Consider the following 25,285-nt stretch of genomic DNA (forward strand, 5'->3'; position numbering starts at 1 on the left):
AGACGTCTGAAATGAGGGTAGACCATCCACAGAAAAATTAGCAGGCTATCGAATCAATAGCCCTTTTCTATGGTGCCCGCCGCTGGAGCAAACCGTCCTGGATCCACTGTTTCAGCCAGGTAACCGCTTGCAATGGCGCGCCCTCTTGGTAAGTGACTGCCAACTCGGCGCACAGTTCGGAAAAGCTCCAGCCGGTGCTGACCATCCCCGACAGGGCCCACGCTTCTGCGGCCTCCAGGCTGCGGTACTGGCACAGGTTCTGATGACGCCAGGTCAGGCAGATATGCGCCTGGGCCAACGGCTCGCTGCCGGGAAAATCCCCTTCGTTTTTACTGGAACGCCAAATGGCCACGGTGTTGAACCGGCAAAGGATCTGCTGAACGCAAGGCACCAGTTCCACCCGCAAATCCGGCCAGTCTTCAGGCGGCAACTGCGCCATGTCCTGCAAGGTCAAGGGTTCACCCGGGGCCGCATCAAAGGCCAACGTGAATGCCCACTCCAGGCGTGCCAATTCCTCCAGGGGCGCACTCTGTTCGGCAATCAGGTGTTCAAGGATAAACCCGGGGAAACGTTCCCCCAGCCAACGCAAACTGTAATGGGCCGAGGGATAACGGCGCACGTAGGCCTCGCTCAACAGGGCAAACTCATCATCCCCCAACCAATACCGGACGGCACCGAAGTCACCGCGCAACACTTCCTGTAACCGCGCGACATAGGCGTTGTGGTAAATCGCCAGGCCCGTCTCGACGTCGAGCGTCGGCCCGCCCAGCAACGTCGCCGCAAAGCCACTGTTGGCCGCAGCGCTCTCGGATAACAAATGCTCTTCAAAGGCCAGCTGCCAATCGGTCAGGCGCATAAAGGTCTCCTGCCCAACGCCGTCGCGCCCAGTTCACGGGCCTTGCTCAATTCGGCCAGCAGTTCTTCGAACGGCGGGAAATGGTCATCGCGCTCCAGCAACGTCGACACCGGCCCCAATAGCTCCAGGGTCTGCTGATACAGCGCCCACACCGGATCGCACACCGGGTGGTCATGGGTGTCGACCACGTAGTCGCCGTAATCCATATGCCCGGCCAGGTGCAATTGGCGGATGCTCTGGGGCGGGAGGTTACGGATAAAGGTCCAGGCATCGAACCCATGGTTACGCGAGCTGACGTACACATTGTTGACGTCCAGCAACAGCTGGCAGCCGGTGAGGTGAGCCAAGGCGTTGAGGAATTCCCACTCGGTGAATTCATCGCCCTTGGAGCGCACATAACTGGAGACGTTTTCCAGCACCAGCGGGCGCTGCAACACGTCCTGCACTTGGCGCACGCGGCCGGCTACGTGATAAAGGCTTTCTTCGGTGTAAGGCAGGGGAAGCAGATCATGCAGCTGGTGTGCGCTGCCGCGGCTCCAGCACAGATGATCGGAAATCCACGCCGGCTCGATACGCTCGGCCAATTGTTTGATTTGCTTCAGGTAATCACTATCGAGGGCATGGGGCCCGCCGATGGACAGGGACACACCATGCATCACCAGGGGATAGCGCTCGGCTATCGCATCCAGGTAGTACAAGGCCTTGCCACCCTGGACCAGATAATTCTCGGAGATCACTTCGAACCAATCCACGGCCGGCGATTGTTCAAGGATCTGCTGGTAGTACTCGCTGCGTAAACCCAGGCCGTAACCCAGACTCGGAAGGGAAGCGGACATAAAACACTCCAGGGGAAAGTGTCCGCAGCGGCGGGGGGCCCGCTGCGGTTGCACTCTTTTGCCGGTTACTCGCCGACTTTGCCACCAAGCTTGGCGCAAGCAGCTGCACTTGGCTCAGCCTTGAAGCCCATACCTTTGCAGGAGCCCTGGCCTTTGCAAGCGTTGTTCGCGGTCTTGCAATCATTCTGGCCTTTGCAAGCGTTGATGCCGTAGCAGTGCACAGCGGTATCAGCGGCTTGAGCCTGGGTGACAACACCGGCAAACATGGTAGCAGCGGCGAGAGCGAGGGCGGCACCAGCAGCAGCGGATTTAATGTTCATTGTTATCTTCCTCATGATCGGTAGGGGAGCCGGTCTGAACGGATTGTTCAGTCTCGACATAGCAGTAGAGTGAGGTCCCCCCGTGCCGTTACAGCCCCACCGAAAATATTTTCAAATTTATTCATCCAGCTTTAAAAGCGGTTCCTGAAAGCGCAGCAAACGCCCGGCATTGCCCAGTACCAGCAGGGTGCTCAGGTTGTGCAACACCGCCGCAATCATCGCCCCGGCCGCGCCCAACCAGCCGAATGCCGCGAACACCACGATGGCCAGCGTCCAGCCCAGACCGATGATCACGTTGACCTGCAACGTGTGCCGGCACTGGCGACTCAAGCGCACGCACGTGCCCAGGCGCCGCAGGTCGCTGCCAATCAGCACCACGTCCGCCGAGGCCAGGGCGATGTCTGCCCCGCCCGCACCCATCGCCACACCGACCACGCCGGCCTTGAGCGCCAGGGAATCGTTGATCCCGTCGCCCACCACCATCGGCCGGAAGCCGCTGCCGATTTCCCCCAGTACGCGGTTGAGTTTGTCTTCCGGCAAGGCCTGGGCCTCGACGTCGCTGATGCCCACTTCCAGCGCCAGGCTGTCGGCCACGCTTTGGCGGTCGCCGGTCAGCAGCAATTGGCGACCCAGGCCCAGTTCACGCAGCTCCTTCATCGCCTGGCGCGCTTCAGGCTTGACGCTGTCCGCCAGCAACATCCACGCAAGAAACTGCCCGTTCAGTGCCAGCCCGGCTATCGGGCCGTCGTGAGAGGGGACCGCCGTGGTGGCGATGCCCAGTTGCTCAAACAATTCCGGACGGCCCAGCGCCGCTTCGCCCTGCCCCGTCTGCGCCACCACGCCGAGGCCTTGGCGCTCGCGAATATCCGACAGCACCAGCATTTGCTCTTGCGTGGCCAACCCCGCCAACGCCCGGCTGACCGGATGGCTGCTGGCCGAGCCGAGACTGGCCGCCAGGTTGAGCAGCACTTGCCGATCAGGCTCCGTGGTGTCGATGGACTGCAAACGCAGGGTGCCAAACGTCAGGGTGCCGGTCTTGTCGACCACCAGGGACGTCAAGTCCGCCAGCTCTTCGAGAAACGCCGAGCTGCGAATCAGAATGCCATGACGCGCCGCCACCGCAATCCCCGCAATCGCCGTGGCCGGTGCCGACAACACCAACGCACACGGGCACGCCGCCACCAGCACCGCAAGCATCGCCTGGGCGTCATTGGTGACGAACCAGGTCACGGCCGCCAACAACAACACCAGCACCATGTAACTGCCGGCATAACGCTCCAGCAACCGGGTGATTGGCGGCTTGGAGCGTTCGGCGCTCTGCATCAGGGCGATGACTTTGCCCAGGGTCGACTCGTTGCCGGTGCGGGTCACTTCAAGGCGCAGCAAGCCGTCGAGGTTGATGGCGCCACCAAACACCTGCACGCCCACACTCGCTTCCAACGGCACCGACTCGCCGGTGATCGGCGCGGTGTCGAGGCTGGCCTGGCCCGACAGCACCACACCGTCGGCGGGCACCCGGTCACCGGCGCGCACTTCGACGATATCGCCGGTCTTCAGGATGCCGTTGTCCACTTCCAAAATGGTCCCGTCAGCCTGCACCAGCCGCGCGTGGCTGCGGGTCAGTTTGCCCAGGGCATGAATCGCTTCCTGGGAACCGATGACGCTGCGTTCTTCCAACACGTGGCCGAAGATCATGATGATCGGCAGCAGCGCGGCGGTCAGCAGGTCACCGGTGGCCCAGGCGCCCAGCATGGCCAGGGCGATCAGTTGGTCGGTGATGCCATGCAGGCTCGGATAACGCAGGCTGTACCAGGCCGAGCGCATCACGGGCACGGCCACCAGCAACGAGGCGACGCCCAGCAGCAGTTGGCTGACGCCCGTCTGGTCCGGCGCCAGCCAGCGCCATACCAGGCCGAGGCTGAGCAGGCCCAGGGCGAGCATCGCCAGGGTCAGTTGCCGGGCGGCGCTGCGTTGTTCGGCCGATGAAAGCATCGGGGCGGCGTGGGCAGTCATTGTTCGGCTCCCTGAATGATCAGGCGGGAATCGTCTTTAGGGTCCACCGTGGTGACGGAACCGGCTTGGCCGAGAATCTTCGGCAGGCGTTCGCGGTACAGGCGCAGCAACAGGCCAGGGTCTTTGACCTGGGCCAGGCTGGCGACGGTAGCGGTTTGCGCCTGGGCGCTGGCCAGGCGTTCGCTGGCCTGGGCGTGGGCCACCTGCACCGCGCGGTCGGCTTCCTGATTCGCCGTTTGGGTAAGTTTTTCGGCGTCGGTGCGGGCGTTGGCCACCGCCTTGTCGGCTTGCTGGCTGGCGGTCAGCACTGCGTTGAAGGCGTTGACCGCCGGGCCCGGCAGGCTCGATTGCACATCGACCCGGGTGACTTCGATGCCCAGGCCAAGGCCGGTGGACGCCAGGTCAGCCAGGCGTTGATTGATGCCGCGCACCAAGTCACCGCGCAGCCGTTCGCGGCGTTCGGCGGCCTGGTTGTCGGCGCCGATCAGCTCGGGGCGCGCCACCAGAATGGTGTCCAGATCCCGCGCGGCAGTCAGCACCACGGCGCTGCGGGTGACCAGCCGATCCAGCGCCGGCAACACGTGGTCGCCCTGCAATACAAACGCGTAGGGTTCAGTGACCTTATAGAAGACCCGCACATCCAGCTGCACCACGCCGGCATCACCGGTCAGCAGGTAGCCGGAGCCGGCCAGGGCATCGCTCAGGGGCGTGGCAAAACTGGCCACGCGATCGGCTTGGGTGGCGGCATCGGAACGCAGCAGGTTTTCCACCCGGCGCTCGATCACGCGGTCTGCCGCGGGCAACAGCACCACTTGTTCAAACGGACGTGGCCAGGCCAGCAGCAGCCCGGCATTCTGAATCCGGTCCAGGGCGCCAAAGTGCAACACCACGGCGCGGTTCTGCGGGTCGATCTGCCGCACGTTGGAAAACGCCCACGCCAACGCGGCCAATACCGTCACCGCATACAGCGCGAGGAACGTCAGCCGTCCAGCCTGGATCCATGGGCTGTCGAGGCTTTCCCGCTCACTCATGGCTGAATATCCTTCGGCCCATCCACCAGTGCACGGAATGGCGCGGCGTCGGTACGCAGGATGATCTTCGTGCCCGGCGTGACCACCGTGCCGAGGGTGTCGAGGGAGCGCAGCAGGTTATACAGCTGCGGATTGCCGGCGTAGGCACGCCCGTAAATCTGCGCAGCTTCCACCCGGGATTGGGCTTCGATATCGGCGGCTTTCACCGTGGCGTCGGCCTGGACGATTCGCGCATCACGCTCGGCGGCAGAACGAATCTGCGCCGCTTCACGCTTGCCTACGGCGGTGCGTTCGGTGGCGATGGTCTCGCGCTCGGCGCGCATGCGGTCGACGGTGGCGGCCAGGGTCACCGAGGGCAAGGTCAGCCGTTCAACGCCCACCTGCACCACGCGCACGCCATAGGTGGTGAGCAATTGTTGATCAATCTGCTGGCGCAGTTGCGCTTCAAAATCGGCAATGCGCACCTGGCTGGCGTCGGTGTTCACCAGGTTGGCCAGGTCGAAGCTGGCGGCGGTGGTTTCCAGCGCCGAGCCCACAAAGGTGCGAATCTGCCGCGCCGCTTCATCCGGCTGGTTCTGCACCGCACGCATAAAGCGCTGCACGTTGTCGGGGTCGCCCTGCACCTGCCAGGCCACATACGCCTGCACAATGATCCGCAGGCCATCGCGGGTGCCCACATCCTGCAAACCGCTGGACGTGGTGCGCAGACGCAGGTCCACCGGAATCGCCGCCTCGAACGGCGCCGGCCAGCGCCAGCCCAGGCCCGGTTCCAGCAACACCCGCGACGGGTTGCCGAAGCGGGTAATCACCGTGGCTTCACCGGAGCGAACTTGCACCAGGCTGGCAGCGGCGACGGCGAACAGCACCAGCAACACCGCCCAGCCCATGCGCCGCCACGGGAACGGGCCGGCTTCGTGTTCATCACCGTGGTGGTGATGATGGTGGCCGTGGTGGTGACCATGGCCTGCGTGATCGTGAGAATGAGCGCTCAACAGATGAACTCCTTATTGAACGGCTTTACGCGGCACCGCAGGGTCGGCCGGTAAGGTAAAGGAACGCAGATCGATGGTCGGTGCGCCACTGGCGCCCAGGCGATGATCAAGAATGAGTAATTTGGCGTGGGCCAGGCCCTGGCTCAGTTGGCTCAGGTACTGCTCCAGCACGAAGGCCTGGCCCGCTTGCTGGTAGGCCTTCTGTTCGGCGCTGAAGCGCAGGTCTGCCGCCTGGGCGCCAGCGTGGACCTCATGGGCCGTGGCCTGGGCCTGGTCGCGGGCGGTGCTGGCGAGCAGCAACGCCTGGTTGGTCTGTTCACTGGCGGCGCCACGTTCCCGGGAGATCAGCGCCTGGGCGCCAATCTGCGCGGCTTGCACCGCGTGGTAGGCATTGGCCGCACCGGCTGGCGGGTGAATCGCTTCCACCACCGTGGCGAGGATTTCCACGCCGCTGTCGAGTGTCTTCAGGTCCGCTTGCACCGCGCGGCCAATTTCATCGGCGAGGCTGTTGCGTTCCTCACCCAGCAATTCGTCGAGGGTGCGCGAGGCAAATTCATGCACCAGGATGCGGCTGGCGGTGCTGCGGATCAGCGTGGGCACGTCGGCGCTGTTATAGGTGGCGGCGAGCGCGGCCTGATCGGTCAGGCCGATGCGGTACACAAAGCGCACATCCATATTGACGATCTGGAAGCTCTGCTTGTCGCCGCTGCTGCTGGCGATCACCTGGGCTTTGTCATTCACATGGGTGGCGTCCCACAGGCGGTTGGCAATCAACGGCGCCGGGCCTTCAGCGGGCGCGACGTCGGTGTTTGCCGTTTCGCCGACACTGGTGGCCAGCTCATGAACCACGCCGTTTTCCACGTTCAGCACGCGGCCCAACGGCCAGGGCAAACCGGCATGCAGGCCGGGCCCGAAGACCTCCACCGGCTTGCCAAAGCGTTCATAAATCCCACGGCTTTGCAGGGCAACTTCATGCACACCCGTCAGCAACCAGCCGACGGCCAGCACCACCACCAGCACCGGCAGGAATGCCCGGCGCATGTAGGTAAAGGCCCAGATCTGCCGCAGGTCGATGCCGAAGCGGTTGTGCAGTTCGTGTTGCAAGGCGAGCAACGGTTGCGGCGGCCAGCGCAGCATCCCGGCGATAAAACTTTGCGCCATCAGGCGCGGTTCAAGGCGCGCCTGGCGCGGACTGAACAGCGACAGCAGGCCGCGTAACAGAAACTCCAGCGCCACCAAGGCCGGCAACAGGCCGATCAACACCGCCAGGCGCAACGGCCACACGGATTCTTCACCGGCAAACAGCAGGCAAATCGCACTGATCACCAGGCAGATAATCGCCACCCGGCTCAGTTGCGCCAGTTGCGCGGCTTCCGGCCACTGCGCGGTGCTTTCCTGAGCCATGCGCCGTTCAAACACCAGCAAGCCGAAGGCCAGCGCCAGGGCAATGGCCGCGCCCACACTGGCGGCTTGGCCTACCGCAGCGGCGGGCAAGGTCAGGCTCCAGAACTCCAGGACGCTGAAGAATGCCAGCAACGACCAGCCGCACAGCCAGAACACCGGCGCGCCGATTTGCGCCAGCAAGCCGCTACCGACGCGGCCGAACAGGCGGTTGAGCCAGCCGGGGTCTTCTTCCGGCAGAGGCGGCTCAATCAACGTCGCCGTCGGCTCCTCCAGCGCCATGGCCCGCCAATCCGCGACCCACCATGCCGATTGCACACCGGCCACCAGCACCAGCAACGCCGAGGCACAGTTGATCAGCACCACCGGCCAGATCGACAGCGGAGCGAACAGCGCCACGAACAACGCCAGCATCCAGCCGCCGACCGCCAGCACCGTCAGGCCAATGCCGGCCTGCCTCAACCGGCGGGCATGAAACAACCCTTGCTGAAAACGCGGCAACCCTTCGATGGCCACGTCATCAGCGTCTAGATCCACTCGCATCCCCAAACGCCCACCCAGAAACAATTGGTTACCCTATAACGCGGGGCGTGAAATTTTTGTTTGGATTCACGGGGATAGTGACGAAACCCCCATAAACCGGAGCCATCACTGGTTTCAGCCGTGATAAATCGGCACACTCCCCACAGTTTTTCGCGGGCTTACGGACAAGGAAGCGTCACTCCCCATGATTTCGATCTATCAGCTTAAACCGCGTTTTCAGAACCTGCTGCGCCCGCTGGTGCAGCGCCTCTATGACAACGGCACCACCGCCAACCAGATCACCGTGTTGGCCGGGGTGGTTTCCCTGCTGGTGGGGTTGCTGATCGCCGGCTTCGCCCAACACCTGTGGCTGTTTGCGCTGATCCCGCTGTGGATGATCCTGCGCATGGCCCTCAACGCCATCGACGGCATGCTCGCCCGTGAATTCGGCCAGCAGTCGCGACTCGGTGCCTACCTCAATGAACTGTGTGACGTGATCGCCGACAGCGCGCTGATCCTGCCGTTTGCGCTGATCCCCGAGGTCAGCCTGGCGCCGGTGCTGCTGGTGACACTGCTGGCGGTGTTCAGCGAATACGCGGGCGTGCTGGGGCCGATGGTCGGCGCTTCCCGGCGCTACGACGGGCCCATGGGCAAGAGCGACCGTGCGTTTGTGCTCGGCGTGCTGGCCACCGGTGTGGCGCTGGGCTGGCTCGGTGCCGGTTGGGTCGAGGCGGTGATGTGGCTGGTCGCGGCCTTGCTGGCCTACACGATGGTCAACCGCGTGCGCCAAGGCTTGAAAGAAGAAACGAACACCTCCCCTTCTGCATAAGGATTTTGCGATGCGTGAACAGCAAGAGCACACCTTCAGCACCCATGACGGGGTGGAGCTTTTCTACCGTCACTGGCCCGCCACCACCCCCGCAGGCTTTGCGCCACGCAAGGCGATCGTGCTGTTCCATCGCGGCCACGAGCATTCCGGGCGCATCGCCCACCTGGTGGACGAGCTGAACCTGCAGGAATTCGACTTCTTCGCCTGGGACGCCCGTGGCCACGGCCAGTCTCCCGGCGAGCGCGGCGACAGCCCCAGCTTCGCCACCAGTGCGCGGGACGTGCAGACCTTCGTTGACCATATCGGCGCCACCTACAGCATCGAGGAAGAGAACCTTGCGGTGATCGCCCAGAGCGTCGGCGCGGTGATCGCGGCGACCTGGGTTCACGACTACGCGCCGAAGATTCGCTCGCTGGTGCTCGCCTCCCCCGCCTTCAAGGTCAAGCTCTACGTGCCGTTCGCCCGGCCGGGCCTGGGGTTGATGCGCAAGTTTCGTGGCAACTTTTTCGTCAACAGCTACGTCAAGGCCAAGTTCCTGAGCCATGACCCGGAGCGCGTGGCGTCCTACGACACTGATCCGCTGATCACCAAAGCCATCTCGGTGAATGTGCTGCTGGGCCTGTACGAAGCCGCCGACCGGGTGGTAGCCGATGCCCAGGCGATCCAGGTGCCCACCCAACTGTTGATCTCCGGCTCGGACTTTGTGGTGCACCGCAAACCCCAGCAGCAGTTTTTCGACCGCCTCGGCAGCCTGAAGAAAGAGCTGCACATCCTGCCCGGTTTCTTCCACGACACCCTCGGTGAACGTGACCGCGCCGTGGCCTTGAGCAGCGCCCGGCGCTTTATCCTGCAGAACTTCGAGCACCCGCTGGACCGCGCCTCGCTATTGGATGCCGATAAGATCGGCCTGACCTGCGCCGAATCCGAATCCCTGGCCGCGCCGTTGCCGCGCAACTCCCTGCGCGATCTGTACTGGCGCATGACCCGCGCCAGCATGGGCCTGGGCAGCAAACTGTCGGATGGAGTGAAGCTCGGTTTCGACACCGGCTTCGACTCCGGCAGCACCCTGGACTACGTGTACCGCAACACACCCACCGGCAAAGGCGGGCTGGGGCGGATGATCGACACCAACTATCTCAACTCCATCGGCTGGCGTGGCATTCGTCAACGCAAATTGAACGTGGAAGAGCTGCTGCGCCTGGCAATGGCCAAGTTGCGGGAGGAGGCTCGCGAGGTGCGTATCGTCGACATCGCCGCCGGGCATGGTCGGTACATTCTGGAAGCCTTGCAGGGCGTTTCGCCGCTGCCGGAGTCGATCCTGTTGCGGGACTACAGCGACATCAATGTGCGCGACGGTGGCGCGCTGATTCGTGAGAAAGGCCTGGGGGATATCGCCCAGTTCGTCAAAGGCGATGCGTTCGACCGGGCGGACCTGGCGGCGCTGGAACCCAAGCCGACGTTGGCGGTGGTGTCCGGGCTGTATGAACTGTTCGCGGACAACGGGATGGTCGGCGGCTCGCTCGCCGGCTTGGCTGAAGCGGTGGAGCCCGGTGGCTACCTGGTGTACACCGGCCAGCCGTGGCACCCGCAACTGGAGCTGATCGCCCGCGCCCTCACCAGCCACCGCCAAGGCCAGGCCTGGGTGATGCGCCGGCGCAGCCAGGCAGAAATGGACCAACTGGTGGAAGCTGCCGGTTTCCGCAAGATCACCCAACGCGTGGATGAATGGGGGATTTTCAGCGTGTCCCTGGCGCAGCGGGTCTGACCGATGCGTGAACCGGGCCTGTTAAAACCGGCAGTGCTGTGGCTGCTGCTGTTGGCGCCGCTGTTTTTCAGCACCTACGGCTTTGCCACGTGGGTCACCAGCCAGCGCAGTGACGTGGGTACGATGGTGTTCGGCTGGGAAACCCATATCCCGTTCTGGGCCTGGACCATCGTGCCCTACTGGTCGATCGACCTGCTCTACGGTTTCTCCCTGCTGCTGCCCAGTACGCGCCATGAGCTGAAACAGCATGCCCTGCGCCTGCTGACGGCCCAGGTGATTGCCGTCACGTGCTTCCTGATCTGGCCATTGCGCTTCACCTTCGAACGCCCGGAGCTGGATGGCGTATTCGGCTGGCTGTTTGCGGTACTCGCCGGGTTCGACAAACCGTTCAATCAGGCGCCGTCACTGCACATCGCCCTGCTGGTGGTGCTGTGGATAATGTACCAGCGGCATAGCCGGGGCCTGTGGCGCTGGCTGGTGCATGGCTGGTTCGCGTTGATCGGCCTTTCGGTGCTGACCACTTATCAACATCACTTTATCGACTTACCCACAGGGGCCCTCGCCGGCTGGCTGTGCGTGTGGCTGTGGCCGCTGGAACATCCAAGCCCGTTGCTGAATGCCCAACTGACCCGGGACCGGCAGCGTTGGCGCGTGGGGTTGCGCTATGGCTTCGGGTCGTTGGTGTGTTTGATCCTGGCGTTCAGCCTCGGTGGCGGCTGGTTGTGGCTGCTTTGGCCGGCGGTTTCCCTTGGATTGATGAAGGCGAACTATCTGGTGCTGGGCGTTTCGGGCTTTCAGAAGCGTGCTGACGGGCGCCTCACTCCGGCGGCGCGCTGGTTGTTTGCGCCTTATCTGGCAGCAGCCTGGATCAATTCCCGCCTGTGGACGCGTCAACATCCGCAGCCCGATCAGGTTGTGGATAACGTTTGGCTGGGGCGGATTCCCACCGGCAGCGAGCTTGATGCATTCAAGGCCGTGGTCGATCTGTGCGCCGAATTGCCGATTAATCCACAGGGCCGCGCCTATTACAGCCTGCCCGTGCTCGACCTCACGGCGCCCACTGCCGCGCAATGCCTGGAAGCCGCCCAGGCCATTGAACGGCTACGCTCAGCCGGGCCGCTGCTGGTGTGCTGCGCCCTCGGTTACTCCCGCAGCGCCACCGCCGTGGCCGCCTGGCTGCTCCACACCGAGCGCGCGGCCAATGTCGACGAGGCGGTGGCTATTATTCGTACAGCACGCCCGCGTGTGGTCCTGCATCCCGCTCACCGTGAAGCCCTGGAGGGTTTAACCCATGCCCGCTGACATGGAATTACAGGTCGTCGCCAGCCTGCTGCGCCGGGGTCGTTCCCTGGATCAGTTATCCACAGGCCTGACCTTGCTCGGCGTGCTGTTCGGCCTCGCACAACTGCTGATGGCCAGCATCACGCCAATCTGCCTGATCCTCAGCCTGTGGATGATTGTTCTCGGGCTGCTGCAAAAATATTGGGCGTTGCGGGTGGCCTTCGACGCCGACCTGTTCGCCCTGCTGGCTCGGGACACCGACCGTACACCCGACTTAGACCAGGCCATGCAAACCCTCGGCCTGCAATCCGCCAAACGCGCGGGCCGGCCCTGGACCGAACGCCGTCGCGGCGCCCTGAAACTGTTGCGCAAGCAAGCCTACCTGCTGGCGGCGCAAGTGCTGCTGACCGTGGCCGTCATCCTGGCCAGCCCCTGGCTGCCCTTCGCCGGATAAGGAATCCTCATGTTCGAACCCGTGGTCGCCACCCTGATTACCTCCATGGCCCGCACCGTCACCGGCGCCCGCAGCCTGTGGCTTGGCTGTGCGCCCGTGCCGGTGCAACGCATCTATTACGCCAACCACAGCAGCCACGGTGATTTCGTGCTGCTGTGGGCCTCGTTGCCACAGAACCTGCGCAAATTCACCCGACCGGTGGCCGGCAGCGACTACTGGAACACAAGCGCCCTGCGCCGCTACATCATCAACCGGGTATTTAACGGCGTGTTGATCGACCGGGAGCGCAAGGACCCTGTGGATAACCCCTTGGCACCAATGCTCCAGGCCCTGGAAAACGGCGACTCGCTGATCATCTTCCCCGAGGGCACCCGCAACCTGGAAGACGGCCTGCTGCCCTTCAAAAGCGGGCTGTATCACCTGGCCAAGAGTTATCCACAAGCGGAATTGATCCCGGTGTGGATCGCCAACCTCAACCGGGTCATGCCCAAGGGCCGCGTGCTGCCGCTGCCATTGCTGTGCACCACCAGCTTCGGCGCACCGCTGCAACTGGAGGACGGCGAAGACAAGGCACTGTTCCTCGCCCGCAGCCGCGACGCCTTGCTCGCCCTCGCCCCGGAGCATTCCTGACATGGATAGCCAAACCCTGATGTTGTTCGGCGGGATCGGCGCGATCCTGGTGCTCGCCTCGCTGATTGGCCTGATCCTCAAGCTGCGCACCCGTGGCACGCCCAACGCGGTGATCGACAACCTCAACGCCCGCATCAACGCCTGGTGGGTGATGGTGGTGGTGATTGGCGTGGCCTTCTGGCTCGGCACCGGCGCGGTGATCCTGCTGTTCTATGCCGTGTCGTTCTATGCCCTGCGGGAATTCCTCACCCTCACGCCCACCCGGCGCAGCGATTACCCGGCACTGGTGGCGGCGTTCTACCTGGCGTTGCCGCTGCAATACCTGCTGATCTACTTCGACTGGTACGGGCTGTTCTCGATCTTTATCCCGGTGTACGTGTTCCTGCTGCTGCCGATCCTTGCGTCCTTGGGCGGCGACAGCACGCACTTTCTGGAACGGGCGTCGAAAGTGCAATGGGGGCTGATGATTGCCGTGTTCTGCGTGTCCTTCGTGCCAGCACTGCTGACCCTGGACATCGTCGGTTACGAAGGCCGCAACCTGCTGCTGATCGCCTACCTGGTGATCGTGGTGCAGCTGTCGGACGTGCTGCAGTACGTGTGCGGCAAGCTGTTTGGCAAACACAAAATCGCGCCCAACCTGTCGCCGTCGAAGACCGTGGAAGGGTTTGTGGGCGGGATTCTGTTGTCATCACTGATCGGCGCGGCGCTATGGTGGACCACGCCGTTCAACCCCTGGCAGTCGTTCCTGATTGCGCTGTTGATCAACCTGCTGGGGTTTGCCGGCGGGATCGTGATGTCAGCGATCAAGCGCGACCGGGGCGTGAAGGATTGGGGGCACATGATCGAAGGGCACGGCGGGATGCTGGACCGGCTGGATTCGGTGTGTTTTGCGGCGCCGATTTTCTTCCATCTCGTGCGCTACTGGTGGACCTGAGCCCCACCCCTCACCCCAAGTACACACAACCCCTGTGGCGAGGGGGCTTGTCCCCCGTTGGGCTGCGCAGCAGCCCCAAAGCTGGTGATGCCGTTCCGTCAGAAAAACACGCGGTGGCCTTATTGGGGCCGCTTCGCAGCCCAACGGGGGACAAGCCCCCTCGCCACAAAGGCCTCCTCACCACAGCAATTCATCACTAATCGGGAAGGTGCCCCAACGGCAACGCCCCCGGCGTCTTCACCGTCTGAATCGCAAAGTTGCTGCGGATATCACTCACCCCCGGCAACTTCAACAGACTCCCGGTCAGGAACCGCTCGTACCCACGCAAGTCCGGCACCACCACTTGCAGCAGGAAATCCGATTCCCCTGACACCAGAAACGCCGAAATCACCTGGGGCAGCGCCGTCACCGCCAACCGAAACGCCTCCGCCTGTTCGTCGTTATGCCTCTCGACCTTTACCCCGACAAACACCGTCAGCCCCAAACCGACTTCATCCCGATCCAGGCTGGCCTGGTAACCACGAATTACACCGGCCTCTTCCAACAGGCGCACCCGACGCAAGCAGGGTGAAGCCGACAGGCCTATCTCATCCGCCAGTTGCACATTGCTCAGGCGGCCATCCCGTTGCAGGGCTTCCAGAATCTTGCGGTCAAACGCATCCAGTTTCAGATTTGGCATAAGTGAAGTGTTTCGCCCGGGAGAAGTGGCAGATTGTGCCAAGACTAAACGCTTTTCCAGCGGACTACGCAAGCACCTGCCCCGGCCTTCCGCCCTAAAATTGCCCTACGAATCACGTACCTCAAGGGGCAGGCACATGGCAGAACTCTGGTTGTTTTTAGTCGCGCTGGCGGTGGTGTACCTGTTGCCCGGCCCGGACATGATCCTGCTGCTGCAAACCGGCGCACGCCAGGGCAAGGCCATGGCCCTGGCGACGGCAGCCGGTTTGGGGCTCGCGCGGGCCTGCCATGTGGCGCTGGCGGGGATGGGGCTGGCGACGTTGTTCAAGGTCGCGCCCTGGACCTTCGATGTGGTGCGCCTGGGCGGCGCGGCGTATCTGCTGTGGATCGGCGTGCAGTGCCTGCGCGCCAACCTGCTGCCCAACCTGAACGCCGAGGACGGTTCCGCACCGGCCCACGCCTGGCGGGGAGCCTTCCAACGCGGCCTGCTGACCAACTTGCTCAACCCCAAGGCGCTGCTGTTCTGCTCCGTGCTGCTGCCGCAATTCATTGATCCCCACGGCGCATCGGTGACCGCGCAGTTCGCAATGCTGGGGGCGATTCTGGTGGCGGTCGGCCTGGCGTTCGACAGTTGCTATGGCTTGGCCGGCGCCAGAATCGGCCGCTGGCTGGAGCGAAGCCCGTCGGCCCAACGCCTTCAGCAATGGCTGTTTGGCAGCCTTTTGATCGGTTTTGCGATACGCCTCACCTTCGTACAACACGCCTGAGCCTAACGACGTATCTGCCGTCATCTTTTGTATCAAAGACACGTGTAAGATACGCCGCACATAGCCAGGGATGCTCACCATGTTTGATTCGTTAAAAGCGACCAGCCGCCGTTTTTTCGGGGCCTTGATCTCAGTGGTGAGTGTTCTGTTCAGCGCCGTCCGATGGCTGGCCCGCAGCCTGTTCGGCCAGTGGCAACCGCCGCGCTGGCTGCAGGCCACAGGCAACGGCCTGGTGAATGTCGGCCACAAGGCCCGGGCGTATCCGCGCCAGGCGGCAGGTGGTGTCCTGGCCCTGGTGTTGCTGGTGGCCGCCGGCGTTTACGGCTGGCACTGGTATTCCCACCTGCCCCAGCCCCATACCGTGGGCTATTCGCTGCACAAACCCAACCTGACGGATTACACCCAGCCACAGCCGGTTGTGGATAACTTGCAGGTGCGTTTCGCCGAATCCGTGGCACCGCTGGCCGCCATCGGCAAGCCGGTCACCGAAGGCATCACCGTCAAGCCCGCCATCGCCGGCACCTGGCGCTGGTCGGATGACCGCAGCCTGGTGTTCACCCCGGAAAAAGACTGGCCCGTCGACGCCCACTACACCCTCGACCTGGCCAAGAAGAACCTGTTGGCCGACGGCGTACTGCTCAGCCAATACAGCAGCCAATTCTCCACCCAGCCGTTCCGCGCCACCTTGGCGCAAAACGAGCTGTATCAAGATCCGAGCAACCCGACGCAGAAACAGCTGGTCGCGACCTTCCACTTTTCCCACCCGGTCGACGAAGACAGCGTACGCAAGCGCGCCTCGGTTACCCTGGGTAAAGGTTTGGCCTACCGTGATGCGCAACTGCCCAACCGCCCGGAAATCACCTTCGACGAGCACAAGCTCAACGCCTTTGTGCGCTCCGCCGCCCTGGCCACGCCGCTGGAAAGCACCCCGGTCAGCGCCAAGCTCGATGAAGGCCTCAAGGCCCGCGACGGCGGCAATGCCAGCCCTGCGCCATTGGTGGCCGAAGTCACCGTGCCCGGTCGCTATCGCCTGACCTTTACCGGCGCCGAAGTCAGTTTTGTCGACAACGAGCGCGGCGAGCCCGGGCCGGTGCTGATGTTCAGCAGTTCCAGCGCCGTGGCCGACGAGACCATCGCCACCAAGGTGCAGGCCTGGATGCTGCCGGAAAAAGCCCAGGACGACACCCGCCCCTGGAACCTGCAAGACATCGACGACAAGCTGCTGGCCAGCAGCACCAAGGTCAAACTGACCCACGTGCCGAGCGTCGAACCGCTGAATACCCTGCACGCCTTCAAATTCAAGGCCCCGCCTGGCCGCGCCCTGTATGTGCGGGTACCGGCCAACCTGGAAGCCATCGGCGGCTACCTGGCGAAAAATCCGACAGCTTCCCTGGTGAGCATGCCGGCCTATCCGCGCACGTTGCAGTTCCTGTCCGACGGCGCCCTGCTCAGCCTCACCGGCGAAAAACGCCTGGGCTTCATGGCCCGTGGCGTACCCGGTGCCCATGTGGAAATCGCCCGCCTGCTGCCCAACCAGTTGCAACATCTGGTGGACCAGAGCAGCGGCAGCTTTGCCCGACCGAATTTTGCCAATGACTACTTTGACCGGATGGTGGAGCGTCAGAGCCTGGACATTCCGTTGTCGGCTGGCGACCCGTCCAAAACTGTCTACGACAACGTCGACCTGAGCAGCTACCTCACCGCCAACGGCGGTCGCCGGGGTATTTTCGTGCTCAAGCTGAGCCCGCAGGACGACCCGGCTGATCGCACCTTCGAGTACGAACGCAACACCACCAGCGACCTGCGTTTCATCGTGGTCACCGACCTGGGCATCATCGCCAAGCGCTCCAGCGATGGCAGCCACGACGTGTACGTACAGTCCATCGGCAACGGCTCGCCGGTGTCCGACGCCCAGGTCGACATCATCGGCCGCAACGGTCTGCCGGTGGCCAGCGGCCGTACCGACAGCGAAGGCCACGCGCACTTTGCCAAGCTGGATGAACTGCGCCGTGAGAAAACCCCGCTGATGTATGTGGTCAGTCGCGGCAACGACCAATCCTTCCTGCCGATTGCCCGTCAGTCCCAGCAGCTGGATTTGTCGCGCTTTGATGTCGGCGGCCTGGAAGAGGACGGTGCGATCAATCGTCTCAGCGCCTACCTGTTTACCGACCGTGGCCTGTACCGGCCCGGCGAGACCGCGCACCTGGGCATGATCGTGCGCAGCGGCGACTGGAAAGGCGCGCTGCAAGGCCTGCCGGTTGAGCTGCAAATCACCGATCCACGTGGCCTGGAAGTGATTCGTCAGCCGTTGAAGCTGTCAGCCAGCGGCTTTGAAACCTTTGATTTCCCGAGCAGCGAAGTGGCGCCTTCCGGCGATTACACCGCGACCCTGCAACTGATCGGCGAGAAGCAGCGACGTACTGACCTGGGCAGCGTCAGCTTCAAGGTCCGCGACTTTGAACCAGACCGCATGAAGGTCAGCCTGAGCCTGCACGACACGCCAGTGCTGGGCTGGATCCCGCCGGACCAGGTGGTGGCCAAGGTCACCGCCATGCACCTGTTCGGCGCTCCGGCGGCGGGCCGTCGTGTCACGGCCAAAATGTCCCTGAGCCCGACGCTCGCGGCCTTTGATCGCTACCCCGACTACCGCTTCCGCCTGAATGACTCGCTGGAGGAAGCCAGCTCCGAAGACCTCGCCGAAACCACCGTCGACGACAATGGCCAGGCCGTGCTGGACCTGAACCTGCAACGTTTCGCCAACAGCACCTACCGCCTGCAAGTGATGACCCAGGTGTACGAAGCCGAAGGCGGTCGCAACGTCGCCGCACAAAGCGCGTTACTGGTGTCGGCGGCGCCGTACCTGGTGGGTGTGAAGAGCCAGGACTCGCTGTCGTTTGTCGCCAAGGACGCGCCGCGCCAGGTGCAATGGCTGGCCGTGGCGCCAGACCTCACGCCAGTCGCCGTGGACGGCCTGACCAGTGAAGTAGTGGAACACCGCTACGTCTCGGTGCTGGTGAAGCAATCCAACGGCACCTACAAATACGAGTCGCGGATCAAGAACATCAGCCAGCCGGCCTCGCCGCTGGCGATGACCAAGGACGGCGCCAAGCAAACCCTGAACACCGGCACCCCGGGTGATTTCACCCTGCAACTCAAGGATGCCAACGGCAACCTGCTGAACCAGATCGACTACAGCGTCGCTGGCAAGGGCAACACCTCACGCTCCCTGGAACGCAACGCCGAACTGCAACTGCGCCTGGATAAACGCAGCTACGCCACCGGTGATGAGATCGCTATCAGCATTCGCGCGCCGTACACCGGCGCCGGGTTGATCACCATCGAGCGGGACAAGGTCTACACCCAGCAGTGGTTCAAGGCCGACAGCACCAACAGCGTGCAACATATCCGCGTTCCTGCGGGGCTTGAGGGCAATGCCTACGTCAACGTGCAGTTCGTGCGGGACATCGGCTCGTCCGAGGTCTACATGAGCCCGCTGTCCTACGGCGTGGTGCCGTTCAGCATCAACCTTGATGCGCGGCGCATGGCGCTGAAAGTCGAAGGCCCGGCGAAGGTCGAGCCGGGGCAGACCGTCGACATCAAGGTCAACGCCGACCGCCCGGGCCGAGCAGTGGTCTACGCGGTGGACGAAGGCATCCTGCAAGTGGCGCGCTACCAGACGCCGGACCCGTTGGGCTTCTTCTTCCAGAAGCGCGCACTGGAGGTCGGCACCAGTCAGATCCTTGACCTGATCCTGCCGGAATTCAGCCGCCTGCTCAGTGGGGCAGCGCCCGGTGGCGATACCGAAGGCGCCCTGGCCAACCACCTCAACCCGTTCAAGCGTAAACATCAGCCGCCTGTGGCCTGGTGGTCTGGCCTTGTCGATCTGCCGGCCGGTGAAACCGTGCTGCATTACCAGGTGCCGGACAGCTTCAACGGCAAGCTGCACCTGTTTGCGGTGGCCGTGGACAGCGACAGCGTAGGCGTCAGCGAGGCCAACACCGAGGTGCGTGGGCCGCTGGTGATCACCCCGAACGTGCCGGCTTTTGTCGCACCGGGGGATGTGTTCAGCGTTAGCGCGGGGGTGTTCAGCAACCTGGAAGCCGCAGCCGACGTAAAGTTTGAAGTACAGACCAGCGATGGCCTGCAGGTGCAAGGCGACAAGGCCAGCACCCTGGCCCTGCAACCGCGCAAGGAAGGCGTCGCCGAGTTCAAGATCAAGGTTGGGGAAACCCTCGGCTCGGCCGACTTGCGCTTCGTCGCGGTGTTGCCGGATGGCAAGCGGATCCAGGTGGCGGAAACCACGTCGATCCGGCCATTGAGCGAGCACCGGGTGGCCCTGAGCCTGGGCCGTTTCGACAGCGCCAGCAAAGAGCTGAAGCCGACCCGCGAGCTCTTCGGCCAGTTGCGCGACGTGCAACTGGGCGTCGCCGCTTCGCCGCTGGTCTGGGCCAACGGCCTCAAGCATTACCTGGATGACTACGGCTACGCCTGCACCGAGCAATTGGTGTCCAAGGCCATGCCGGCGTTGATCTGGGGCGGCAATGCGCCGGAAGCCGAGCAAGCCTTCAGCGGCGCGGTGCGCATGCTGCGTCAGCGACAGAACCAGGCCGGTGGCTTCGGTTTGTGGGCGGCCAACCCGGACGTGGCGCCGTACGCCAGCCTGTACGCCACCGACTTCCTGATCGAAGCCAAAGAGCGCGGGCTGCCGGTACCGGAAGACCTGCTGCAACGCTCCAACGCGTACCTCACCGACCTGGCCAACGGCCCGAGCGAAGGCCTGTCGGAATTGCGCAACCGCGCCTACGCCAGTTACCTGTTGAGCCGTCAGGGGATTCTGGTGAGCGGCGCCTTGAGCGATATCCGCGAGCGCTACGAAAGCTACTTCAAAGACACCTGGCAGAACGACATTGGCGCCGCGTACCTGGCCGCCAGCTACAAGTTGCTCAAGCAGGATCGTCAGGCCGATGCGGTGTTCCGCAAAGTCCCATGGCTTTCGCTTGTGGATAAGTGGACCAGCGACGGCCTGTATTACGACCCGCTGGTGCACGACGCCGAGCACCTGCATTTGCTCGCGCGGCACTTCCCGGAAATGCTCGACGACGTGCCGGCCAGCCTGCTGGATAAACTCGGCAAGCGCCTCAACGAGCAGCGCTACAACTCGCTGTCGGCGGCACTGTTGCTGCGGGCCCTGGACAACTATGGCCAGCGCGCCCAAAGCGACATGACCCTCAAGGCCACCGCGTGGCTCAGCGACAAGCAGCAACAGTTGTTGCAGATGGCCGGCCAGCCGCCACGTGCCGCGGTGCCTGCCGGTACGCGAAAACTGCAGATGGAAAAATCCGACGGCCCGGCGGCGTTCTACATGCTGAGCGAAGCCGGCTATGACAAGGGCGCCAACCTCAAGCCGATCAACAACGGCCTGGAAATCATCCACGAATACCTCGACCTCAAGGGCAACCCGGTCAGCAAGGTCGCGGTAGGCGATGAATTCCTGGTGCGCCTGCGCCTGCGGGCCACTGACCGTGATCAGGTGCAACAGGTGGCCGTGGTCGACCTGCTGCCGGGCGGCGTCGAGCCTGTGTATAACTTGCCGCCGGAGCCGGAAGCGGCCAGCAGCGAGGAAAGCGAAGGTGACGATCCGGAGTACGTTGAAACCAGCGAAGACACCGAGGAAGCCGACGCCTGGCAAGCGCCGATCGGCGAGACCGACCTGAGCAACTGGCAGCCGGACTATGTCGATGTGCGTGATGACCGAGTGGTGTTGTACGGCACCGCGCTGCGGGATGTAGGCACCTTCGTGTACCGCGTGCGCGCCACCAACGCCGGTACCTTCAATACGCCACCGGCCTACGCCGAGGGCATGTACGAAACCACCCTGCAAGGACGCGGCAAAGTAGGCCAGCTTGAAATTACCAAGCCTTAAACGCCTGACGCCGCTGCTGGCAGCGGCGCTTATCCTGGCGGGGCTGCGGTTGTGGCCCCATGCACCGCTGGAACAGGCCGCCACCTCCTCAAGGGTGGTGCTGGCCGATGACGGTTCGCTGCTGCGCATGACCCTCGCGGCTGACGGGCAATATCGCCTGTGGCTGCCGCTGGAGCGGATTTCTCCGTCACTGGTGGAGGCACTGCTGCTCAAGGAAGACCGCAATTTCTACTGGCACCCGGGGATCAATCCCCCGGCCTTGCTGCGGGCGGCCATGGCCACCTACAGCGGCGGCCAGCGCCAGGGCGGCTCGACGTTGAGCATGCAACTGGCCAGGCGCCTGTGGGATCTCAACACCCGCCAGGTGCCCGGCAAGCTGGAGCAGATGGCCCTGGCGTTGTGGCTGGAGGCGCGTTACAGCAAGCACGACATCCTGGAGGCCTACCTCAACCTGGCGCCCATGGGCGGCAATATCGAAGGGGCCGAGGCGGCCAGCCGGATTTACTTTGGCAAGTCGGCGGCGCAATTGTCGTTGTCTGAAGCGCTGGCGCTGGCCGTGATTCCCCAGCAACCCGGTCGCCGCGCGCGCTTTGGGCCGTCACTGCAAACCGCCCGGCAACGGCTGATGGATGACTGGCGGGAAACTTATCCACAGGACCCGCGCAACGACAGTTTGCTCGACCTGCCCCTGGAAGCCCGCAACCGCCAGCAGATCCCGTTTCTGGCGCCGCACCTGAGCGAACAACTGCTGGCCTCGCAAACCGGCAACGAGCTGAACAGCACCCTCAACCCGCCGCTGCAACAATTGCTGGAACGCCTGATCACCGGCTTTATCGCCGAGCGCCGCAGCAGTGGCGTGGAAAACGCCACGGCGATCCTCGTCGACAGCCGCGACCAGAGCGTAAAGGCCCTGGTGGGCTCGGCGGATTACTTATACACAGCCATCCACGGCCAGGTCAACGGCGTGCTGTCGCGGCGCTCGCCGGGCTCCACCCTCAAGCCATTCCTGTATGGGCTGGCGCTGGACCAAGGGGTGATCCACCCCATGAGCATCCTCAAGGACATGCCGAGTAACTTCGGCTACTTCCAGCCGGAAAATTTCGACGGCAGTTTTGTCGGCCCGGTGACGGCCCGCGATGCGTTGATCCGTAGCCGCAATATCCCGGCGGTGTGGCTGGCCAGCCAGGTTCGCTCGCCGTCACTGTATGGACTGCTGCAACGCGCCGGTATCAAGGGCCTGCGCGGCGAGAGCCATTACGGCTTGGCCCTGGCCTTGGGCGGCGGCGAGATGACGCCCGAAGAGCTGGCGCGGTTGTATGTGATGTTGGCCGGTGACGGGCATTTGCGTCCCCTGCGCTACTTGCAGGAGCAACCGCAAACCACCGGCGCCCAGCTGCTCACACCGCAGGCGGCGTTTATGGTGCGCGACATGCTGCGGCGTAACCCGCGCCCGGACGGGCTGCCGGGCCGTCACTGGCGCACGGCCTGGAAGACCGGCACGTCATGGGGGTTTCACGATGCCTGGAGCGCCGGCCTGGTGGGCCCCTACGTGCTGGTGGTGTGGGTAGGTAACTTCGACGGTCGTCCGAATCCTGAGTTTATCGGCGCGAAAACCGCCGCACCGCTATTTTTCCGCATCGCCGACGCCCTGCCCCTGGCGTTGCCCAACGTGGTGATCAAACCCGACAAGCCGCCCGCCGGGTTGATCCGCATCGACGTCTGCGCCGCGTCCGGCGAGTTACCCAACCGCTGGTGCCCGCGCACCCGCAAGACCTGGTACATCCCCGGCGTGTCTCCGATTCGCGTGTCCAGCCTGCACCGCCCGGTGCTGATCGACACGCGCACCGGCAAAGCGGCGTGCCCGCCGTTCGACCCGCAGTACACCCGTGAAGAAGTCTTCGAATTCTGGCCCAGCGATGTGCAGCGGCTGTTCCGCGCCGCCGGGCTGCCACGCCGTACGCCACCGAATGTGCTGAAAAGCTGCCAACCCAATCGAATGGGCGACCAAAGTGAAGCGCCGCAGATCCGTTCGCCGCTGACCCAGGTCAGCTACCACCTGCGCCTGTCCCAGCCACAGGAAAGCATTCCGCTGAACGCCAACGCGGCCAGTGATGCACTGACGCTGTACTGGTTCGCCGACCAGACCCTGATCGGCCAAGGCCCGCCGCAAACCACGTTGAACTGGCGGCCGGGTAAATCGGGGGAGTACCGGCTGCGGGTCACGGATGATCAGGGCCGCAGCGCCAGCCGGGGCTTAAAGGTGGAGTTCGTGCCCTGATCAGGCGTCTTCGTCGCCGAAACTGGCGGTACCCGAGTCTTTTGCAAAATGCTTGTACGCCGCCCCGAGCTTGCGTTGCTCAAAGATCGAGAACACCAGGGTGCCCAGCAGGATCATCATCCACACCAGAAACACCTTCATGGTATCCACCTGGGCCACCACCAGCAGCAAGGTCACCACGCCGCCAATCACCATGCCCAAGCCCATCCAGGCGCCGAGCACGCGGCCTACGGCCAGGCGCATGCCCTTGGGCAGCAACAGCCGCAGTGCGAGCAACACCACAAACATCGACAGCAAGAACCCGAACGCGGCCATGAAGGGAATCACGAAGCCGTTGTCACGGTACAGCCAGGCCAGGAATCGATAGAACGGATTCAGGGTCGCCATTTGCTGGTAGGTGGCGGGGCCTGGCAAATGCAGCTGGGCAAAATGCTCCGGGGTCATGGCCATGATGCCGACACCGATCAACCCCACCACCACCGCGTAGAAACCACCGGCGCGCCACAGCGGCGCCAGCACCCGGCGGGTTTCCACCTCCTTGGTCTCGGCCAGGCCGAACACCGCGTCACGCTGCCTGCCTTGGGCAATCACCGTCTTGCCCTCACGCTCGCAGGCGTCGCCAATCAGCATCACCTGCATATCCTGGGTGAGAAGAAGCTCGCCCTGGCGCCGGGAGCTGTTGATCAACTCATGTTCGTCAGGAGACTTCTTGCCGAACAGGTCGATGCCTTCGGCAATCACTGTCACTTCACCGGTGGCGTCCTGCAGGCGGAAGTCATTGCAGCGGGCCTCGGCAGACACCTGGCTCCAGCTCCAATCGCCGTCCTTGTCTTTGGTGCCTTCCTCAATGATCCACACGTAGCCGGCGCAGGGTTTGCCGTTGACCGGAGAGATCAGCGGCGTGTCGACGATCACCTTGCCGTTCACTTCCACCAGGCCCATGGCCAAAGAGCGTATCTGGCTGGTGGCCAGGCGCTGTTCGGTGCGATAGAAGTTGGGGCCAAAGCTGGCCAGCAGGCCGATCAGGATGCAGACGGGAAAAAACAGCGCCACCAGGATCGTCGGCGCGTAAACCATCAGGCCGATGAAGCCGGCGAGAAAGACCAGTGCCACCAGGGTTTTCCACGCCGGCTTTTTCGCGACAACGCCCGCCTGAGTGGTTTTCATGCCCCCGGCACCTCAAGCTTCACGCCCTCGTAGCGGGTTTCTTCAGCGCTGATGGCCAGCAACGGGATGCGCTGGTAGCCGAGCATTTTTGCGAAGAACAGGTCGGGAAAAATCGCGATGGCGATGTTGTAGAGGTTGACCGACTCGTTGAAGAACTCGCGGCGGTCGGCGATGCGTTCTTCCACCGCCGAGATCGCCTGCTGCAGCTCGACCATGTTGGGGCCGGAGATCAGCGTCGGATAATTCTCGGCCACCGCAATCACCGACTTGAGCGCCGTATTGAGCTGGTTGGAGGCATCGACCTTGTCGGTCAGGCTGCTGGCGTTGAGGTAGGCGGTGCGGGCGTCGCTGAGGCGGGTGAACAATGCGTTCTCATGGTTCATGGCGGTTTGCACCACGCGCATCAGGTCGGGAATCTGGTCAGCCCGTTGCTTGAGCAGCACGTCGATGTTGGCGAAGGCTTTATCCACATCGTTGCGCCGCATCACCAGGCCGTTGTAGACCCCCACCAGCCAACCGACCAGGCCGACAACAATGATCAGCACGACGATACCGGCGATCAGCAGTTCTATGTTCATGGTGAAGGCGTTCCCTGGCTAGTTATCCAC

19 protein-coding genes are annotated in these 25,285 nt (G+C 63.5%); 9 read left to right on the forward strand and 10 right to left on the reverse strand.

Annotation, left to right across the window (positions count from 1 at the left end; all coding sequences use genetic code 11):
- Nucleotides 1-67 precede the first annotated feature (67 nt).
- The 7 genes from HX855_RS08095 to hflK (HX855_RS08125) form a co-directional block, all read right to left on the reverse strand.
- The gene (locus HX855_RS08095; protein WP_177090113.1) at nucleotides 68-856 is read right to left on the reverse strand and encodes a DNA-binding domain-containing protein; all 789 of its coding nucleotides are present in this window, start codon (nucleotides 854-856) and stop codon (nucleotides 68-70) included.
- Complete coding sequence (locus tag HX855_RS08100) at nucleotides 847-1,692, reverse strand: DUF692 domain-containing protein (protein ID WP_177090114.1); 846 nt, start codon at nucleotides 1,690-1,692, stop codon at nucleotides 847-849. The genes HX855_RS08095 and HX855_RS08100 overlap by 10 nt, the downstream gene beginning before the upstream one ends.
- A gap of 65 nt (nucleotides 1,693-1,757) precedes the next feature.
- Nucleotides 1,758-2,012, reverse strand: a complete 255-nt coding sequence (locus tag HX855_RS08105; protein ID WP_177090115.1) for a hypothetical protein — start codon at nucleotides 2,010-2,012, stop codon at nucleotides 1,758-1,760.
- Nucleotides 2,013-2,129: 117 nt separating this feature from the next.
- Nucleotides 2,130-4,025: a cation-translocating P-type ATPase gene (locus HX855_RS08110; RefSeq protein ID WP_177090116.1), complete on the reverse strand. Its 1,896-nt coding sequence runs from the start codon at nucleotides 4,023-4,025 to the stop codon at nucleotides 2,130-2,132.
- Nucleotides 4,022-5,056 carry a protease modulator HflK gene (gene hflK, locus HX855_RS08115; RefSeq protein ID WP_177090117.1) on the reverse strand — a complete coding sequence of 345 codons (1,035 nt, stop codon included), beginning with the start codon at nucleotides 5,054-5,056 and terminating at the stop codon, nucleotides 4,022-4,024. Before hflK (HX855_RS08115) ends, HX855_RS08110 begins: the two co-directional genes overlap by 4 nt.
- Nucleotides 5,053-6,051, reverse strand: coding sequence for a protease modulator HflC (gene hflC, locus HX855_RS08120; RefSeq protein WP_177090142.1), 999 nt, complete (start codon nucleotides 6,049-6,051; stop codon nucleotides 5,053-5,055). The genes hflK (HX855_RS08115) and hflC overlap by 4 nt, the downstream gene beginning before the upstream one ends.
- 9 nt (nucleotides 6,052-6,060) lie before the next feature.
- Nucleotides 6,061-7,992 carry a protease modulator HflK gene (gene hflK, locus HX855_RS08125; RefSeq protein WP_177090118.1) on the reverse strand — a complete coding sequence of 644 codons (1,932 nt, stop codon included), beginning with the start codon at nucleotides 7,990-7,992 and terminating at the stop codon, nucleotides 6,061-6,063.
- Nucleotides 7,993-8,176: 184 nt separating this feature from the next.
- On the opposite strand from hflK (HX855_RS08125), the gene HX855_RS08130 reads away from it, so the two are divergent.
- From HX855_RS08130 to HX855_RS08155, 6 genes are read left to right on the forward strand one after another with little or no spacing between them, the layout of a single operon-like run.
- Nucleotides 8,177-8,800, forward strand: a complete 624-nt coding sequence (locus HX855_RS08130; protein ID WP_177090119.1) for a CDP-alcohol phosphatidyltransferase family protein — start codon at nucleotides 8,177-8,179, stop codon at nucleotides 8,798-8,800.
- Between the two features lie 10 nt (nucleotides 8,801-8,810).
- Entirely contained in the window at nucleotides 8,811-10,565 is a 1,755-nt protein-coding gene (locus HX855_RS08135) for a bifunctional alpha/beta hydrolase/class I SAM-dependent methyltransferase (RefSeq protein ID WP_177090120.1), read from the forward strand.
- Nucleotides 10,566-10,568: 3 nt separating this feature from the next.
- A complete protein-coding gene (locus HX855_RS08140; RefSeq protein ID WP_177090121.1) occupies nucleotides 10,569-11,867 on the forward strand; it encodes a phosphatase PAP2/dual specificity phosphatase family protein in 1,299 nt (432 codons plus the stop codon).
- A complete protein-coding gene (locus HX855_RS08145) occupies nucleotides 11,857-12,300 on the forward strand; it encodes a hypothetical protein (protein ID WP_177090122.1) in 444 nt (147 codons plus the stop codon). The genes HX855_RS08140 and HX855_RS08145 overlap by 11 nt, the downstream gene beginning before the upstream one ends.
- Before the next feature lie 9 nt (nucleotides 12,301-12,309).
- A complete protein-coding gene (locus tag HX855_RS08150) occupies nucleotides 12,310-12,930 on the forward strand; it encodes a 1-acyl-sn-glycerol-3-phosphate acyltransferase (RefSeq protein ID WP_177090123.1) in 621 nt (206 codons plus the stop codon).
- Nucleotide 12,931: 1 nt separating this feature from the next.
- A complete protein-coding gene (locus tag HX855_RS08155) occupies nucleotides 12,932-13,864 on the forward strand; it encodes a phosphatidate cytidylyltransferase (protein WP_063033761.1) in 933 nt (310 codons plus the stop codon).
- Nucleotides 13,865-14,060: 196 nt separating this feature from the next.
- Here the strand turns inward: HX855_RS08155 and HX855_RS08160 are convergent, their stop codons facing one another.
- The gene (locus HX855_RS08160) at nucleotides 14,061-14,534 is read right to left on the reverse strand and encodes an Lrp/AsnC family transcriptional regulator (RefSeq protein ID WP_177090143.1); all 474 of its coding nucleotides are present in this window, start codon (nucleotides 14,532-14,534) and stop codon (nucleotides 14,061-14,063) included.
- Between the two features lie 145 nt (nucleotides 14,535-14,679).
- On the opposite strand from HX855_RS08160, the gene HX855_RS08165 reads away from it, so the two are divergent.
- The 3 genes from HX855_RS08165 to pbpC all read left to right on the forward strand — a co-directional run bounded on the left by HX855_RS08165 (nucleotide 14,680) and on the right by pbpC (nucleotide 23,510).
- The gene (locus tag HX855_RS08165; RefSeq protein ID WP_177090124.1) at nucleotides 14,680-15,309 is read left to right on the forward strand and encodes a LysE family translocator; all 630 of its coding nucleotides are present in this window, start codon (nucleotides 14,680-14,682) and stop codon (nucleotides 15,307-15,309) included.
- A 79-nt stretch (nucleotides 15,310-15,388) separates the two neighbouring features.
- Nucleotides 15,389-21,232 (forward strand): alpha-2-macroglobulin, encoded by a 5,844-nt coding sequence (locus tag HX855_RS08170; RefSeq protein WP_177090125.1) that lies wholly within the window; start codon nucleotides 15,389-15,391, stop codon nucleotides 21,230-21,232.
- A complete protein-coding gene (pbpC, locus tag HX855_RS08175) occupies nucleotides 21,213-23,510 on the forward strand; it encodes a penicillin-binding protein 1C (RefSeq protein ID WP_177090126.1) in 2,298 nt (765 codons plus the stop codon). Before HX855_RS08170 ends, pbpC begins: the two co-directional genes overlap by 20 nt.
- Here pbpC and HX855_RS08180 read toward each other — a convergent pair whose 3' ends face one another.
- Nucleotides 23,511-24,677, reverse strand: coding sequence for a hypothetical protein (locus tag HX855_RS08180; RefSeq protein ID WP_177090127.1), 1,167 nt, complete (start codon nucleotides 24,675-24,677; stop codon nucleotides 23,511-23,513). It lies immediately after the preceding gene.
- Nucleotides 24,674-25,255, reverse strand: coding sequence for a LemA family protein (locus HX855_RS08185; protein ID WP_010168443.1), 582 nt, complete (start codon nucleotides 25,253-25,255; stop codon nucleotides 24,674-24,676). Before HX855_RS08185 ends, HX855_RS08180 begins: the two co-directional genes overlap by 4 nt.
- Nucleotides 25,256-25,285: the final 30 nt, after the last annotated feature.

The sequence above is a fragment of the Pseudomonas sp. IPO3778 genome (genome assembly GCF_013386825.1).
Taxonomy (GTDB): Bacteria; Pseudomonadota; Gammaproteobacteria; order Pseudomonadales; family Pseudomonadaceae; genus Aquipseudomonas.

Coding starts and splice junctions, on each gene's coding strand:
- HX855_RS08095 (WP_177090113.1), bottom strand. CDS start 856: ATGCGCCTGACCGATTGGCAGCTGGCCTTTGAAGAGCATTTGTTATCC.
- HX855_RS08100 (WP_177090114.1), bottom strand. CDS start 1,692: ATGTCCGCTTCCCTTCCGAGTCTGGGTTACGGCCTGGGTTTACGCAGC.
- HX855_RS08105 (WP_177090115.1), bottom strand. CDS start 2,012: ATGAACATTAAATCCGCTGCTGCTGGTGCCGCCCTCGCTCTCGCCGCT.
- HX855_RS08110 (WP_177090116.1), bottom strand. CDS start 4,025: ATGACTGCCCACGCCGCCCCGATGCTTTCATCGGCCGAACAACGCAGC.
- hflK (WP_177090117.1), bottom strand. CDS start 5,056: ATGAGTGAGCGGGAAAGCCTCGACAGCCCATGGATCCAGGCTGGACGG.
- hflK (WP_177090118.1), bottom strand. CDS start 7,992: ATGCGAGTGGATCTAGACGCTGATGACGTGGCCATCGAAGGGTTGCCG.
- HX855_RS08130 (WP_177090119.1), top strand. CDS start 8,177: ATGATTTCGATCTATCAGCTTAAACCGCGTTTTCAGAACCTGCTGCGC.
- HX855_RS08135 (WP_177090120.1), top strand. CDS start 8,811: ATGCGTGAACAGCAAGAGCACACCTTCAGCACCCATGACGGGGTGGAG.
- HX855_RS08140 (WP_177090121.1), top strand. CDS start 10,569: ATGCGTGAACCGGGCCTGTTAAAACCGGCAGTGCTGTGGCTGCTGCTG.
- HX855_RS08145 (WP_177090122.1), top strand. CDS start 11,857: ATGCCCGCTGACATGGAATTACAGGTCGTCGCCAGCCTGCTGCGCCGG.
- HX855_RS08150 (WP_177090123.1), top strand. CDS start 12,310: ATGTTCGAACCCGTGGTCGCCACCCTGATTACCTCCATGGCCCGCACC.
- HX855_RS08155 (WP_063033761.1), top strand. CDS start 12,932: ATGGATAGCCAAACCCTGATGTTGTTCGGCGGGATCGGCGCGATCCTG.
- HX855_RS08165 (WP_177090124.1), top strand. CDS start 14,680: ATGGCAGAACTCTGGTTGTTTTTAGTCGCGCTGGCGGTGGTGTACCTG.
- HX855_RS08170 (WP_177090125.1), top strand. CDS start 15,389: ATGTTTGATTCGTTAAAAGCGACCAGCCGCCGTTTTTTCGGGGCCTTG.
- HX855_RS08180 (WP_177090127.1), bottom strand. CDS start 24,677: ATGAAAACCACTCAGGCGGGCGTTGTCGCGAAAAAGCCGGCGTGGAAA.
- HX855_RS08185 (WP_010168443.1), bottom strand. CDS start 25,255: ATGAACATAGAACTGCTGATCGCCGGTATCGTCGTGCTGATCATTGTT.